Below are 14,900 nucleotides of genomic sequence, written 5' to 3'. Positions count from 1 at the left end.
GGGCTCGCAAGCTCACTCCTCGCGTACACGGTGTACCGTCGAATGACCGCGGCGCGGCAGTTTTCGCGCCTCGGGGTCGAGGCCGGCCCGCACGGCGGCTCCGGCCGCCGCACGACGCGGCGACACCATCAGACGGTCAGGACGTCGATCAGGAGGATGCGGGCGCCCCGGCGCTCGACAACAGTATGGAACGTACGCGTTTCTTCCGCCGACCGGTGGTCTGGATCATCCTGGTCATCCTCGGCGCCGTTGTGCTCAGTCAACTGTTCACCGCTGGTCCCAGCTACCACCGCGTGGACACTTCCGTTGCGCTCGATCAGCTGCACACCGCCAAGATCAACAAGGTCGTCTTCCAGGACAAGGAGCAGACGGTCCAGCTGGACCTCGCTCAGAAGACGAAGTTCGGCAAGACCGAGACCGACAAGATCGAGGCTCAGTTCCCGTACCAGGCTGGTGACCAGATCTGGAACGAGGTGCTGGACGCCAAGGCGGCCAACCGGGTCACCGGTCCGGCCGACGTCAAGGTCTCCTCGGACAGCATCTGGGTGAGCCTGCTGGTCAACCTGCTGCCGATCGCGCTGCTCGTTCTTCTGCTGCTGTTCTTCATGTCGCAGATGCAGGGCGGCGGCTCCCGGGTGCTCAACTTCGGCAAGTCCAAGGCGAAGATGATCACCAAGGACACTCCGAAGACGACCTTCGCGGACGTCGCGGGTGCCGAGGAGGCCGTCGAGGAACTGCACGAGATCAAGGACTTCCTGCAGAACCCCGCGAAGTACCAGGCACTGGGCGCCAAGATCCCGAAGGGCGTGCTGCTGTTCGGCCCGCCCGGCACCGGTAAGACCCTGCTGGCCCGCGCGGTCGCCGGCGAGGCCGGAGTGCCCTTCTACTCCATCTCCGGCTCCGACTTCGTGGAGATGTTCGTCGGTGTCGGCGCCAGCCGGGTCCGCGACCTCTTCGAGCAGGCCAAGGCGAACGCCCCGGCGATCGTCTTCGTCGACGAGATCGACGCCGTCGGCCGGCACCGTGGCGCCGGCATGGGCGGCGGTCACGACGAGCGCGAGCAGACGCTCAACCAGCTGCTCGTCGAGATGGACGGCTTCGACACCAAGGGTGGGGTCATCCTGATCGCCGCCACCAACCGGCCGGACATCCTCGACCCGGCGCTGCTGCGCCCGGGCCGGTTCGACCGGCAGATCCCGGTGGACGCCCCCGACATGGAGGGCCGCAAGGCCATCCTGCGGGTGCACGCCAAGGGCAAGCCGTTCACTCCCGACGTCGACCTCGACTCGGTGGCGCGGCGTACCCCGGGCTTCAGCGGCGCCGACCTGGCCAACGTGATCAACGAGTCGGCCCTGCTCACCGCCCGCAAGGACCAGCGCGCGATCACCAACGACTCGCTGGAAGAGTCGATCGACCGGGTGATCGCGGGTCCGCAGCGACGGACCCGCGTGATGAGCGACCAGGAAAAGAAGATCACCGCGTACCACGAGGGTGGGCACGCGCTGGTCGCCTGGGCGCTGCCGCACGCCGCTCCGGTGCACAAGGTGACGATCCTGTCGCGAGGCCGCTCGCTGGGCCACACCCTGGTGCTCCCCACCGAGGACAAGTACACCCAGACGCGCGCCGAAATGATCGACACCCTGGCGTACGCGCTGGGCGGTCGGGCCGCCGAGGAACTGGTCTTCCACGAGCCCACCACCGGTGCCGGCAACGACATCGAGAAGGCCACCCAACTGGCCCGCGCGATGATCACCCAGTACGGCATGAGCTCCAAGCTCGGCGCGATCAAGTACGGCACCAGCGGAGACGAGCCGTTCCTCGGGCGCAACATGGGCCACGAGCGGGACTACTCGGACTCGGTGGCCGCCGAGATCGACGGCGAGATGCGGGCACTGGTCGAGCTGGCGCACGACGAGGCCTGGGAGATCCTGGTGGAATACCGGGACGTCCTGGACAACATCGTGCTCGAGCTGATGGAGAAGGAGACTCTCTCCACCGCCGACATGGCGCGGATCTGCTCCCGGGTGGTCAAGCGCCCGCCGCTGGCCCCGTACAACGGCTTCGGCAAGCGCCAGCCCTCCACCGAGCCGCCCGTACTCACCCCAGCGGAGAAGGACAAGCTCAAGGCGCAGGCCCAGGCTGACGGCGCGCAGGCGTCGGTCGGCGGTGGGGCGCCGTCCAACAACTCGGACGGCACGCACTGAGCAACGACCCGACGGCCAGCTCCCCCCACCGGGAGCTGGCCGTCTCTGCGACCGAACCCGACGGCGACGACGAGCTGGACTACGTGGCCGCGCGGCTGATCAGCGGCAAGCTGACCGGCCGCCCGGTCGAGGACGCCGTCGACCTGGGCCGGATCGAGAAGGCCGTCCGTGAGATCCTGATCGCGGTCGGTGAGGACCCGGACCGCGACGGCCTCCAACAGACACCGGCCCGGGTCGCCCGCGCGTACGCCGAACTCTTCGCCGGGCTGCGGGTCGACCCGGCGCAGGTGCTCAGCACCACCTTCGAGGCCAACCACGAAGAGTTGGTGATCGTCCGAGACATCGACGTGATGAGCCTCTGCGAGCATCACCTGCTGCCGTTCCGGGGTAGCGCGCACATCGGCTACATCCCCGGCCCGGACGGACGGATCACCGGCCTGTCCAAGCTGGCTCGACTGGTCGAGGTCTTCGCCCGCCGGCCCCAGGTGCAGGAGCGGCTCACCTCGCAGGTCGCCGACCTGCTGATGAGCAAACTCGAACCACGCGGCGTCGTCGTCGTGCTGGAGTGCGAGCACATGTGCATGGCGATGCGCGGCATCCAGAAGTCCGGTGCCAAGACCATCACCTCAGCGGTGCGCGGCATCCTGCAGACGGACTCGAAGTCGCGGGCCGAGGCGATGGCGCTGATCATCCCCCGCTGACACCTCGACGTACCCCGGCCGGCTGACCCTCCCGGGACGGCCGGCCGTTCCGCAGTCGCCCCACGCGCCGGCGACCTACCCGACAGCGGCGGCGTTCCCGCCCCGACCCGGCCGCCCTGCGGACCCGAGCCGCCGGCCGGGGTCCGCGAAACCCCGGGACCGGTCAGCCAGCGAGCACGGCCAGCAGCAGACCGGCCGTGACCAGCACCGCCGGGACCAGGCACACCAGCGCGCCGAAACGCACCGTACGGTCCAACCGCTCAGCCGGGCCGACGCGGAACAACCGCCCGATGCCCACCCAACCGGCGACGAACGCGACCGCCGGCATCGGCAGCCCACAGATCAGCGCCGCCACAGTGGCCGGCCCGATACCCGTGGCGGCGTACACCGCGACCTGGATCAGCGGCACCACCAGCGCCAGCGGCGCGTACACCAGGAGATTTCGTGCTCGGGCCGGCCAGGCTCCCGGCCGCAACCGGCGGCGCGTGCCCAGCGCCGCGTCCGCCGCCTCCGCCCGGCCCCGCGCGGCCCGCAGCGCCGCCAGCACCGCGGCCGGCCCACCCGCCATCGACCGGGCCGCCTCGGTCAGCTCCGGCGGCGACGGCACCAGGGAGATCGCCGGTACGCCCAGCTCCCGCAGCCGCTCCTGCTGACTCGCCAGCCCGGTCCGGACCACCGTCAGCTCCTCCCGGGCGGCCTCCGCCGAGCGGGCCTGCTCACCGGCGGCGGCAGCCGCGCCGCGGCGTACCCCGTCCAGCTGACGCGCCGCAGCCAGGTACTCCGCCCAGACCGTGCTGGGCTCGACCGCCGTCGGCGTGACGTCCCCGCTCGCCGATGCGGACCGCTGCCGTCCCGGCCCGGTCACCGTCGCGTTCGAACCCACCTCGACACCTCCCGCTCGCGCCACCGCATCAGCCGGTTTCGTCAGAGAACGGCACCAGGACCCGGCCCCGCTCGTCGGGACCGTCCCACAGCACCGCGCGATCAGGCCGAACACGCCACTCCACCGGCCGGCCGAAGACGGCGGTGAGCTGCGGAACCGGCACATCGAGCACGACCACCGCAGCCAACTTGTCGACCTCGCCAGCCGGCTCGAACAACGCGGCGAACGGCGGTACCGCACGCCACCAGCCCAGCAGGTGCCTCCCCGCCGGAGGGCCGTCCCGCAGCAACGCCCGTAGCCGGTCCACCGGCAACTCCCGGGGGCCCGGCCGGTCCAGACCGAAGACCACCAGGTACGTCGGAAGTTCGTCGGCCGGGTCCGCCAGCAGCGTCGGCAGGTCCACCACCTCGGCCGAATGCCGGGCGGCCAACTCGGTGGTCAACGCCTCCGCCAGTGCTCGGGAGCCCGGATCCGGTGCCGCCACCAGGAAACGAGCGGTCCCCGGCGAATGATGGTCGGCGGTGCTCCGGGCCGCCGTCGCCAGCAGCCCGCCCGCCGCGGCACCCGAACCCAGCACCGCGAGGTTGCGCCCGGCCGCCGGCCCCAACGGTACGGCTACCGTCGAGCGGGCCAGGTCCACCGCCCGACCCAGTAGGGCGGCCGGCCCGTGCGCCTGCCCCGCCACCGCCGCCCGGTGCCGCGGATCGTTGCTGAGCAGCGGTCGGGCGTAACCGGCGAAGACCACCGGCGGCACCGACCCGGCCGGCCGGGCCGCCCACAGCTCGTGCCGTAGCCGCTCCACCACCTCCGGGTGGTCCTGCGGGTCGGGATGACGGATAAGCCGTTCGTGACCTCGGATCGCACCCCTCGGACCGCCGAGCCCACCGGCGGTGTTGACCACCGCGCTGCCCACCGGCAGACCGGCCGCCGAGTCGTTCGTCGGCTCCAGCACCGGGCTGCCGCCCGGTAACGCCACCCGCACCGGGAACTGCCCGAGCATTGAATCCCGATGACCGGCGTCCGCGCGGACACTCAGCCCCAGCTCACCCGCGCCGGCCAACACGAGGTGCACGCCGAACGCCCGACCGGCCCGGGCCAGCCCGTCCAACTGGGCCGCCACCTCGGCGGCCAGCCGGTCCCGCTCCGCGAAGAGCAACGGCACATTCTCCAACACACAGACGATGCGGGGCAGCGACTGATGCTGGCGCAACTCCGCGAACCGTTGCCCACCAGCCCGCGCCGCAGCCTCCGCCCGCCGCTGCACCTCCGCCGTCAGCTCGTCGAGCAGGTCCCGCACGTACTCCCGGTCGGCGGCCATCGCGGCGGCGCGCACCTGCGGAATCCACGACCGGTCACGCTCGGTCTGCAGGAACTCCACGAAGGACTCACCCTCACCGAGATCCGCCAGGTAGAGCGCCAACTCATCCGGGCCGTAGCGGGCGGCCAAGCCCAGCAACGCGGTGGTCAGGAACGCCGAACGACCCCCTGCGGAACGGCCACTCACCAGCCAGTGCGGTGTCAGCTCGGTGAAGCCCAGTGGCACCGACCGGCCCCCGGCATCACCGACCGTGGTGGTCAAACCGTCCACCGAGTCCGACTCCCACAACCGCTCACCCGTCGGCGGCAGCAGAGCCGCCAACGCCAGCCGTGAACCCGCCTCCACCTGCTCGGCCAGCCGTCGACAGACCGTGTCCACCAACTCAACCGGCGGATCCGACTCCACGAAGACCGGCGAGTTCAACCCACCCGGCGGATCCGCGCCCGGCCCGGCGAAAGACGCCCCCGGCGGGTCACCGAGCAACGCGTACGCGTTGCGCAACGTCAGGGCGGTGGTGTGCGGCAGCGGTGCCCGGACCGCGTACGGGCCGGCAGGGGGCCAACCGGCCACCACCAGGTGCAGCCCTGCCGTCGGCCCCTGTTCGGCCAGCGCCTCAAGCCGCGCCAGGTCGCTCGGGCCGGTCGACTCCGGCAGTGCCGCGACCACCAACAGCAACGTACGTTCGTGTCGGCGCCGCCCACTCGCACCCGGTGCGACCCACTGCTCCGCCTCGGTCAACACCGCCCGCAGACCCGTCACGTCCACCGCTGGCGGCGGCAACAGACCAGCGTCGGCGAGCGCTCCGAACGACGTCAGCACGTCACCCGTGGCATCCACCGCGCGAACCAACAAGGCGCCCGCCGGTGTCGCACCCAACAACCGCAGGAGTACGGCCCTGAGCAACCCCGCCACCCGCGGTTCCCGGGCGTCCGCGTCCACGCTCAGATGACCGGTGCCCAGCAACGGCACCAACGCGGGGAAGCGTGCGTCGTCCAACGGTGCCGCCGTGCCGACCCGCACGAACGGGGGCGGACCGTCACCCGCCGGAGTGTCCACGGTGAGCGAGTCCAGTGCCGCACCCGACCAGCCCGGAGTCAGTCGTACCGCAACCTCCCGTAGCCGGTCGGCCACCTCGTACTGGCGGCGCTGATCGGCCGGGGCCGGTCGCGTCTCGTCCAGAATGCCGGCGGCAGCGGTCGCGACTGCCGCCGCCCGACGGTGCAGAGCTGCGGCGCGGTTCGTGCGTGCCTTCGGACCGGCCACCGCGTCCACCCCCTCTGCCCGAGGTTGGCAACCCCTCCCGAGCAGAGACGGTATCCCAGCCGGCTCCGCTCCTCCGGGAGGTGCCTCGGCGGTGCGCCGGGGATGTCGTGGATCTCACCGGTGGGGAGTGGTCCGTCACGATCCGCTGGATCTGAGGCATTGGCTCCGGGGCGTCCAGCCGATAACGTCAGGAGGTGGAATCAGTGCAGCCCCCCGCCGGTTCCCAGGTCTCCCGCGTACCGGCCCAACGGGCTCCGTCCGAACAGCTGCCGCCGGCTGCGGCACCACCGGCGCCGCAGCCGCCGCGCCGCCGAATGCGGACCGTGCTCACGGTCGTCGCCGGGGTTGTCGCCCTACTCTGCCTGGGCGGGGCCGTCGCGGGCTACGTGCTGTACAACCGCGCGGCTGCCCCGGATCGCAGCGCACCCGACGTGGCGGTTGTCAATTATCTCCAAGCAACACTCGTCTCCCGCGATCTGAATCGGGCAAAGCTGTTTGCCTGCGATGGTGGAGTCCCTGCGGTCGAGGAGTTCGCCGCTCAAATAGCCGGACGAGAGCGCGAGCTGGGCGTGTCCTTTTCGGTCAACATCGAAAATGTTGTGGTTTCCAAGACTGCCGCATCGGACGCAACTGTGATCGCTGTCATCCGTCGCAGTGCTTCAATCGATGGAGTTCACCAAAGCTTGGCGGACACTTGGCGGTTTGAAGTGAAGGCCAAGGAGGGCTGGCGCGTTTGTGCCGGCACCAGCGTTGATTGACGCTCACTCGATCCACAGCAGATGGACCGGCACCTCCAGCGTGGTGGGTGACTGGCCCCGCCAGGCCCAGCGGTACCACTCCACCTCCGGCGTGATCCGGACGCAGATGTCTCCCTCGGCACCCGAGTAGGTTTCGGTAACTGCCCGCAGGTCGCGATGCTCAAGGCCGCCCTCGACGTGCACCACGCGTCGACCGGTGAGCGCGTCCGCCTCGAAGACGGGTGTGGGCGTCCGGTGCGCTGGTCCGTCCAGCGAGACCAACCGGATGCCGGTCTCCCGGTCTCCCTCCGCCAGCGGCCGGCTGCCGACCGTCTCCACCCAGACCCGCTCCACCGGCACCAGCGGCGCGAACACCTCCACCTGGTCGGCTTCGGCCCGGTACCACTCGTGCTCGGGAATCACGGGCACGTAGGTCCGGGCGTTCTGCACCACCCGGTCGTCGGCGCGCAGGTCACCCCGCCAACCCAAACCCGGCAGCCCTACCAGCACCCGCCGCCCACGTAGCTCCACCCGCTCGGTGGCGGGGACGACGGCCAGCGGGCGGGGCGGCCGGGGTGCCCAGTCTGGCTGGTCGGCGAACGGATCTGGCAACGGTCCAGTCATGCCCGTGGAGACCTCACTCGGCGGCGCGCAGCGGAGCGCCCCGCTCGCGCATGAACGGAACCGGATCAATGGCGCCGGAGCTCCTCCGGTCGTTGCGCACGTGGACCTCGAAGTGCAGGTGCGGGCCGGAGGAGTTGCCGCTGCTGCCGACCTGCCCGATCACATCACCTGCCGAAACGATCTGATGCACCTTGACGCGTGGCTCGAACACCATGTGGCAGTAGCGGGTGATATAGCCGCCAGCGTGCAGCAGGTCGACGAACCAGCCGCAGCCCCCCTTGTCCGGGTACCCGTCCACGTTGCAGTCCCGGCGATTCCTGTTGTCCGGGTCGCATCGGGCGACCAGCACCCGACCGGTCGCCGCGGCCCGGATCTCGGTGCCCTTCGCCGCGCTGATGTCCACCCCCTGGTGGCTGGGTCGACTGGCAGTGCGGAAGCCGGAGCCGACGTCACCTGGGATCGGTGCGGTCCAGCCTGAGGCAGCTATCTCGCCACGCTCGGCCGCGTCGCACACCGCCTTGCCGTTGATCTCGACGGTGCGGGCCGCTCCGCCGGCCAGCGCGTTCACGATCTTGCTGGCCAACTCCTCGTGCTTGGCGTACGCGTCCGGATAGGCGCTGACCTGGACCTGCTGGGCGACCACCGTCAGCGGTCGGCGCTGCCAACTGCGGACCTTGACGAGCTTCTCGTAGAACTTCCGGGCGGTGTACGCGGGGGTCATCCGTTCGGCGACCGAACCCCACCCCGGCCGCTGCTGGAACAGGCCCAGCGAGTCGTGGTCCGCCCCGACGCCCTCGTGTGGCAGGGCCAGGGACTCGGGTACGTCGCTGTTCGCCAGGTTGCGCAGCGCGGACTCCTGCATCGCGGTCGCCAGGGCGATCACCCAACCCCGCGAGGGCACCCCCATATCCTGGCCGACCTTGATGATGATCGCAGCGTTGCGAACCTGCGCGTCGCCGTACTCGGCGAACCGCGGTAGCTCGCCCACGATGTCCACCGGGCGGACCGGTCCGCAACCCCAGCCGGCCAGGTTGTCCCCGTCCTCCGCGTCGCCGCCGAGCCCACTCAGGAAGAACGCCGCGGTCCCCCCGGTGCAGCAAAGGAGAAGCAGCACGCCGGTGAGCACCGTGGCGATCACACCGACCCGCACCGGCCTGCGGAGGGCGGCGCCCCTGCGAGCGGTCATGGCCGCTCCCAATCCACCACGTCGACCATCCAACCCTTGTCCGACGTGACCAGTTCCAGCCTCAGCCGGCCGGCATCCAGAGGAATCAGCATCTCGACGAACGTCTCGGTGCGCTCCCGCATGGTTGGCGGGCCGGTGACCGTCTCAGCGGGCACGGTCTCGGGCTCGGCGCCGGCCAACTTCTCGCTCAGCGCCGGCGTGGAGAGCGGCCGTAGGCCGGTCTGCCACTCGTCGGTGGTCATCCCGGGGCGGCCCAGCCACGCCTTGGCGAAACGGTCCGCGGTCTGTTCGGGTGTCCTTGCGCCCGGCGACGTAACCGGTGACGGCGGAGCCTCGCTGGAGAGCACGCCGTCGTCACCGGCCGTCGGATCCACGGTGGTGATCGGCCGGTTCGGCCGGCTGCTCAACCCGTCAGTCGGATCGAGGGGACCAGAGGCCAACCGCGCTGCGCCAAGCACACCGAAGACGAGTACCGCGATGACCAGCGCCACGCCCAGCCGGGACCGCAACGCCCGGGTGAAGAGAAACTCCAGCGCCCGCCGCATCACCGTCACCGCGCCTCTGAGCGCACCCGCGGTCCGGTACGGTCCGGCGTGCGCTCCGTCGAACCCGGTCGGTAGACGACGAACGACGGGTTCTCGGCCGGCACGTCCGGCTCGGTCCACGTTGCCGGCTGCCGACGACGTGGCTGGGGAGCGACGGGGCGGCCCCGGCCTCTGGTCTCGGCCGCCGGTGCCTCATCACTGCGTTCACGGCCGTCGGGGCGTCCGGCGTCACGCTGGCCCCCGCCGCCCGCCGACGGTGTGGGGACCGGGTCCTCCCGGCGGGCCTCCGGGCGGAGCCGGGTCTGCTCCGCATCGGGTGACCGCCGACGCCCGCCCACTGGTTCGGCCGTTCCGCCCGGCTCTGCCACGTCCAGTCGCGCGGCGGTCCGCATGTCGCGGAAGAACCGGCGGTGCCAGGAGCCGGCCGAGCTGACCGCCTCGCTGCTGTCCTTGCCGCCGAGTTGGGTGATTCGCCGGTACGGCCGCAGCAACAGCCAGCCGACCACCCCGCAGAGCCAGACCAGCACCACCTGAAGCCAACCCGGCAGGGTGGGAGTGCTCATGATCAGATCGACGGCGAACAGGTAGATGGCGGCCCCGGTGCCGAAGATGGCGATGTTGAATACCGCAGCGACCACGGCGTTCGCCAGCCGCCGTAGTCCGGCGCTCGCCGGCCGGAGCAGACCCACCGTCCCCAGGATCGGTGCCGCGATCACCGCCCACCGGAAAATGAGGAAGCCCAGCAGGACCAGCAGCGACGCCGTCAGGTCGAACATCGCGAAGAGCAACGCGGCCAGTACCGCGATGAATCCGGCGCCCACCCGGTCCATGTCCCGCACACCCTGGAGGTATTCGTACGCCTCCGGGTCCTCGGTCTGAATCTGCTGGGCCACCCGTGCCCACTGCTGCTGCTTGGCCTTGATCGTCGCCTCCCGGGTAGCCGGGTTGGCGCGCATGGATTGAGCCTCGCCCCACGTCAGAGACCGTGCGTCGTACAGGGCCGGCCCATACTTGCGGGCGGTCTCGCTGTCCGCCGAACCCAGCACCCCGCGGAGCCAGTTCCGGTAGAGCATGGTTTCGGTAGCGGTGTCGCTGGCTCGCACGGCGGGGGTGCGGGAATCCTTACAGCGGTTCGGGTCGGGGTCGATGCACCGTCCGGGGTCCGGCTCCTTTGCCTGCGGGCCGACGGCGTCGTGTACGACTCCGAGACTTGTGACAAGTGCGCCGTCAGCGATATTGGCGGACTTCACCGGCCAGGCGGCGAGTGCGGTGACCGCGACCATCACCAGCAGTGCCCAGCCTGCCGTCGTCATCGCGTTGCTCATGTCCGACTGACGGGACCGCCAGAGCAGATAGAGCCCCACGACGCAGAGGGTGATGATGCCGAAGACGCTGAACACCTTCTCGTACACGGCCTTGGTGGCCTGCTCGACCAGCGGGTCGGCCCACCCCCACATCGAACCGGGGTCCCAGGCGCGCTCTCGAAGTGCGTTGGACGCACCGATGATTGCGGTGGCGGCCATGAACTCACCGTTGGCGATCGTGGTGGTGAACTTGTAGTCCGGATGCAGCACACTCGACGCGCAGCCACCGTCGATGTCATAGGTGTTGTAGCTGTAGCCACCGTAGCCGTAGAGGCTGTATCGGCCAGCCACTCCGTTTGCTGCTTCTGCTGGAGGTGCTGCGGCGAACCAGCCGGCGAGGCCCGAATCCGGCGTACCCGGGGTCGGTGCGTTACGGCACTTGACCTCGTCCTCGGTGACTGTCTGGAGCTTCTGTACGCAGGCTCGGAAGTCGGCCTGCCATTCGGCGGTCGTGCAGAGGTCGGCGCGGGCCTGGGCGACGGGTGGTGTTGCGGCTGCCGCCTCCGCTCCGATCAGCGGCCAGCTGAGGGAGGCCCCGGCCAGTACGCCGAGGGCGAGCAGGAACGACGCGATCCTCGCTCGGGCCCTCGCCATGTCACGCCTCCAGATCCGGCAGGGGGATGCTCGGCAGGACTCCGGCCGCCGCAGCGATCGCGGCCGGCGTCGTGTCGAGGTGGTCCAGCAGCCCTTCGACGTACGAGACGTCGACGCGGACCTTCTGCACCCGGCCGTCGACGTCGCGCATCACGAATTCACGGAAGCCCAGGCGGGAGGCCGAGTTGGTGTCGGCGGCGGAGAGCGAGGCCAGAGTGGCCTCGTATCCGTCGTTGACCGGCACCCGCAGCAGCCGCAGCGCCTCGGAGGCGATCTCGGCGTCCTCGGCGATGCGGCCGACGAAGACGGTGGAGACGAGGTTCTGCACGTCGAGGCCGAGGATGTCGCGGGGGTTCTGCGAGGCGACCAGCGCGGCGAGGTTCCACTTGCGGGAGTCTCGGGCGAGTCGGACCAGGAACGAACGACCGGACCGCCAGCCCTCCATGAAGTGCGCCTCGTCCAGGCCGACCAGCTTCCGGGACGACATCGAGCCGCCGTAGCAGCGCCGGACGGCGAGCCGGTGCGCGGTGTGCAGCATGGGCAGGGCCAGGGCCTCCTCGGCCGACCAGTACTCGCGTTCGATCTTGAGGTCCGGCAACCGCAGCCCGGCCATGGTGATCACAGTGAGCGCGGCGTCGGCGCCGAGTAGCCCTTCCGGCGGACGGCCGAAGAAGAGCATGGCCAGGGGCATCTCGGCGGTGTCCAGCAGGAGGTTGGCCAACTCCTTGCCGGCGTCGTCGTCGAGGCGCCCGAGGCAGCTCACGACGTCGTCCAGGGTGGACGTCTCCTCGGCGGGGACCTGACGGACCGCGTGCCGGAACAGGGTGGCGGTGGACGCCTCCCTGGCCACCTGCGGCGGGACGAGCATCATGCAGATGTCCTGGACCAGCATCCGCCGCTCGGCGCGGGCGTTGGACACCGCGATCTCGAACTCGCGGTCGCCGGCTGCCCCGGTGCCGAACTCGCTGCGCAGTGGCGTCGGGATGAGCGAGTAGGGCGCCAGGGTGCCGTGCTCCGAGCCGGTCAGGTTCAACACCCGGGAGTACGGCCGCAGCTCGGGCATCGCGCAGAGGCGGGCCAGGGGCCCCGACGGGTCGAGCAGGGTCACCTGGACACCCCTGCGGGCGGCCAGGTAGCCCAGTGCACCGAGCAGGGTCGACTTGCCACCACCCGGTTCGGCGACGAAGACCGCGAGCCCGGAGCGTTCCCGGACCTCCATGGGGAAGTGCAGGTCGAGGAAGACCGGACGGCGGCAGGTGCCGGCGGTTCGGCCGATCAGGTCGCCCCGCCGGTCGCCCACGTTCGACGCGGCCTGGGGGAGCGCGGCGGCGAGCAACGGCACCGGCATGCGCCGGACGTACCCGGTGTTGGCGATCGGCTCGCCGGGGATGAACTCGCGGGCCAACCAGTCCTGGTTCTTCGGGTGTTGCAGCGAGATACGCAGCTCCCGGGAGTAGAGCTGGATGAGCCGGCGGGCCCGCTCCAGGCATTCCTCCCTGGTCCGGCCGCCGACCGCGATCCGGTGCCAGCCGTGCGCACGGGCCGAGTCGACCGGCAGGCCGGTGGTCATCTCGTCGCCGATCACCAGCGCGCGCTTGGCGAGCCGTTCCAGCTCCGGGGGTGCGTCGATGCCGTGCTCGGCGTAGTCGAGCTGCTGCGAGCGGATCATCCGCAGCCGGTGTTCGAGGTTACGGAAGGAGTCGCCGGAACCGAGGATGTCGACGCGGGTGGAGATCTCCATCGGCCAGGGCAGCCGCTCGTGGAAGTGCAGCCAGGGCTCGTGGCGTTCCGGGATCTCCAACGGCTCCATCCGGCCGACCGCGAGCACGGCCACGTGCCGTTCCTCGCCGGTCATCCGGTTGACCAGCTTGACCGTCGAACCGTACGGGGTGCGGTAGCGCTCCACCTGCTCGGTCAGGGCGAGCAGGTCACCGCGTTCCCAGCGCCCGTCGGTCACCGGCGAGAGCGTGCCGGGGGGCGCCATGCACAGCGCCACCGAGCGGTAGAGCAGCCATTCCAACTCCTGTGCGGTGACCCGTCGGCCCCGCATGCCGAACGCACCGAGCACCTCGTCGAACTGTTCGACGGTGCGGCCCAGCTTGCGGCGTTCGCCCTCGGCGGTGCCCCGACCGAAGGTGCGCAGCATCCGTTCGGTGAGGGAGTCGCCGAGGGACCGGCGGGCGAAGGTGACGCCCAGGTAGGTCTGGCCCTCGGCGTGGTTGACCGCCATCAGGTGTCGTTGGGCGGCGACCAGGTGATCGGCCCAGCCGGTGGTGCCGGGAACGTCGGCGAGCGGCGCGGCGGTGTGGGCGTCGATGGTGCGCGCCCACTCGTCGGCGGGGAACGGCCGGGTGGTGCGGCGTAGGTGTAGCCGGAAGCCGGCCAGACCGGCGTACTGCTCGGAGATGGCCGACAGCAGTGCTTCGCGTTCGGCGTCCGGCCGGAACGCCCAGCGGACCTCGGGCAGCCAATACCAGGCGGTGACCGTGTTGGGGGTGAAGGTGAGGTGACCGGCGATCTCGGTGATGGCCAGCTCGACAGACGGGTCCCGATCGCCAAACTTGATCTTCGGCGCGCGGATCCGGGTCGGCTTCGTCGGTCGGTCCTGGCGACTGGCGGCACGCCCCCGGGGCGGGGCGACCTCTTTGCCGACCGCCTTGGGTCGATCCGTGCCGGTGGCGCGGCGTTGCGGTCGCTCCAGGGCTGGCCGGTCCGTCGGAGCGGTGCTGGCCGGACGGTCGGCGGGGCCGGTTGGCCGGTCCACCGGCGGGGCTGCGGGGGCCGGCGGTCGTGACGCCGCTGATCGACCCGGCGTCGCCGTCGGTCGTGCCGGGAGTGCGGTGCCGGGTGGCCGGGCCGCCGGATCGGCGGCCTTCGACACGGATGCGCCCTCGGCGAGCGGGTCGGGCTCGTCGGTCGGCCGGAGCATCGGCAACCGATCGCCGGCCTGGTGCGGCACCAGCGACTCGTTGCCCGGGTAGCCGCCGACGTGTCGTGGATCGAGGCGCCGGCCCTCGCTGGCGGGCTGGTCGTCGGGGGTCCACGGTGGTTCCAGTTCGGGAATCGGTCGAACCGGTGTCGGAGCGGCGGCCTGCTGCTGCGGGATCGCCGGCTGTTCCCGGGTGCTCGGGCCGGTCGGAACGGCTCGTGCGCCGGGCCGGGCCCCGCCGAAGAGGTCCAGGAAGGGCGAGTCGATGTCTGCGTTCTCGCCGGCTGAGACCGCGCTCGGCTCGGCGGGTGGCGGCCGACGAGGGACCGGGCGGGGTGCCTGGAACACGCCGACCGCGCCGTGGCCGGGCGACGTCACCAGCGCGGGGTCGAGGGCAACCTCATCCTCGTCCTCGATGTAGTCGAATGAGTGCGCACGGTGACCGGTCGGCGCGCCCGGGCGGCCAGCCGGTGAGCCCGGCGTGGAGGAGCGGCTCATGCGACCGCCTCGGCGACTGTCGGCAGACCCCTGCCCTCGTCCTGCGACGGACCG

The 14,900-nt window shown here is 71.0% G+C and carries 10 protein-coding genes; 3 read left to right on the top strand and 7 right to left on the bottom strand.

Features of this window, described 5'->3' with window-relative positions; translation table 11 throughout:
• Positions 1-185 precede the first annotated feature (185 nt).
• Entirely contained in the window at positions 186-2,204 is a 2,019-nt protein-coding gene (gene ftsH / locus O7614_RS31925) for an ATP-dependent zinc metalloprotease FtsH (protein ID WP_278142053.1), read from the top strand.
• Positions 2,205-2,239: 35 nt separating this feature from the next.
• Positions 2,240-2,905 (top strand): GTP cyclohydrolase I FolE, encoded by a 666-nt coding sequence (gene folE, locus O7614_RS31920; RefSeq protein WP_145778588.1) that lies wholly within the window; start codon positions 2,240-2,242, stop codon positions 2,903-2,905.
• A gap of 163 nt (positions 2,906-3,068) precedes the next feature.
• Here folE and O7614_RS31915 read toward each other — a convergent pair whose 3' ends face one another.
• Both O7614_RS31915 and O7614_RS31910 read right to left on the bottom strand, forming a co-directional pair.
• Entirely contained in the window at positions 3,069-3,770 is a 702-nt protein-coding gene (locus O7614_RS31915; protein ID WP_278142451.1) for a hypothetical protein, read from the bottom strand.
• Between the two features lie 46 nt (positions 3,771-3,816).
• Complete coding sequence (locus tag O7614_RS31910) at positions 3,817-6,378, bottom strand: FtsK/SpoIIIE domain-containing protein (RefSeq protein ID WP_278142052.1); 2,562 nt, start codon at positions 6,376-6,378, stop codon at positions 3,817-3,819.
• A gap of 314 nt (positions 6,379-6,692) precedes the next feature.
• Here O7614_RS31910 and O7614_RS31905 point away from each other — a divergent pair, with 314 nt between their 5' ends.
• Entirely contained in the window at positions 6,693-7,127 is a 435-nt protein-coding gene (locus tag O7614_RS31905; protein WP_347404389.1) for a hypothetical protein, read from the top strand.
• Between the two features lie 3 nt (positions 7,128-7,130).
• Here O7614_RS31905 and O7614_RS31900 read toward each other — a convergent pair whose 3' ends face one another.
• From O7614_RS31900 to O7614_RS31880, 5 genes are read right to left on the bottom strand one after another with little or no spacing between them, the layout of a single operon-like run.
• Positions 7,131-7,730, bottom strand: coding sequence for a hypothetical protein (locus tag O7614_RS31900; protein ID WP_278142051.1), 600 nt, complete (start codon positions 7,728-7,730; stop codon positions 7,131-7,133).
• A gap of 13 nt (positions 7,731-7,743) precedes the next feature.
• The gene (locus tag O7614_RS31895; protein ID WP_278142050.1) at positions 7,744-8,916 is read right to left on the bottom strand and encodes a M23 family metallopeptidase; all 1,173 of its coding nucleotides are present in this window, start codon (positions 8,914-8,916) and stop codon (positions 7,744-7,746) included.
• Positions 8,913-9,470, bottom strand: a complete 558-nt coding sequence (locus O7614_RS31890; RefSeq protein ID WP_278142049.1) for a hypothetical protein — start codon at positions 9,468-9,470, stop codon at positions 8,913-8,915. The genes O7614_RS31895 and O7614_RS31890 overlap by 4 nt, the downstream gene beginning before the upstream one ends.
• A complete protein-coding gene (locus O7614_RS31885; protein WP_278142048.1) occupies positions 9,467-11,419 on the bottom strand; it encodes an MFS transporter in 1,953 nt (650 codons plus the stop codon). The genes O7614_RS31890 and O7614_RS31885 overlap by 4 nt, the downstream gene beginning before the upstream one ends.
• Position 11,420: 1 nt before the next feature.
• On the bottom strand, positions 11,421-14,846 hold the full coding sequence (locus O7614_RS31880; RefSeq protein ID WP_278142047.1) for an ATP-binding protein: 3,426 nt from the start codon (positions 14,844-14,846) through the stop codon (positions 11,421-11,423).
• Between the last annotated feature and the right edge of the window lie 54 nt (positions 14,847-14,900).

Origin of the sequence: Micromonospora sp. WMMD961 (assembly GCF_029626145.1) — a bacterium.
In the GTDB taxonomy this organism is placed as follows: Bacteria; Actinomycetota; Actinomycetes; order Mycobacteriales; family Micromonosporaceae; genus Micromonospora.
This window is presented reverse-complemented; position numbering and strand designations above follow the sequence as displayed.

What these genes read in the sequence shown, in the direction of transcription:
- ftsH (WP_278142053.1), top strand. Translation starts at nt 186, where the DNA reads ATGGAACGTACGCGTTTCTTCCGCCGACCGGTGGTCTGGATCATCCTG.
- O7614_RS31880 (WP_278142047.1), bottom strand. Translation starts at nt 14,846, where the DNA reads ATGAGCCGCTCCTCCACGCCGGGCTCACCGGCTGGCCGCCCGGGCGCG.
- O7614_RS31895 (WP_278142050.1), bottom strand. Translation starts at nt 8,916, where the DNA reads ATGACCGCTCGCAGGGGCGCCGCCCTCCGCAGGCCGGTGCGGGTCGGT.
- O7614_RS31885 (WP_278142048.1), bottom strand. Translation starts at nt 11,419, where the DNA reads ATGGCGAGGGCCCGAGCGAGGATCGCGTCGTTCCTGCTCGCCCTCGGC.
- O7614_RS31900 (WP_278142051.1), bottom strand. Translation starts at nt 7,730, where the DNA reads ATGACTGGACCGTTGCCAGATCCGTTCGCCGACCAGCCAGACTGGGCA.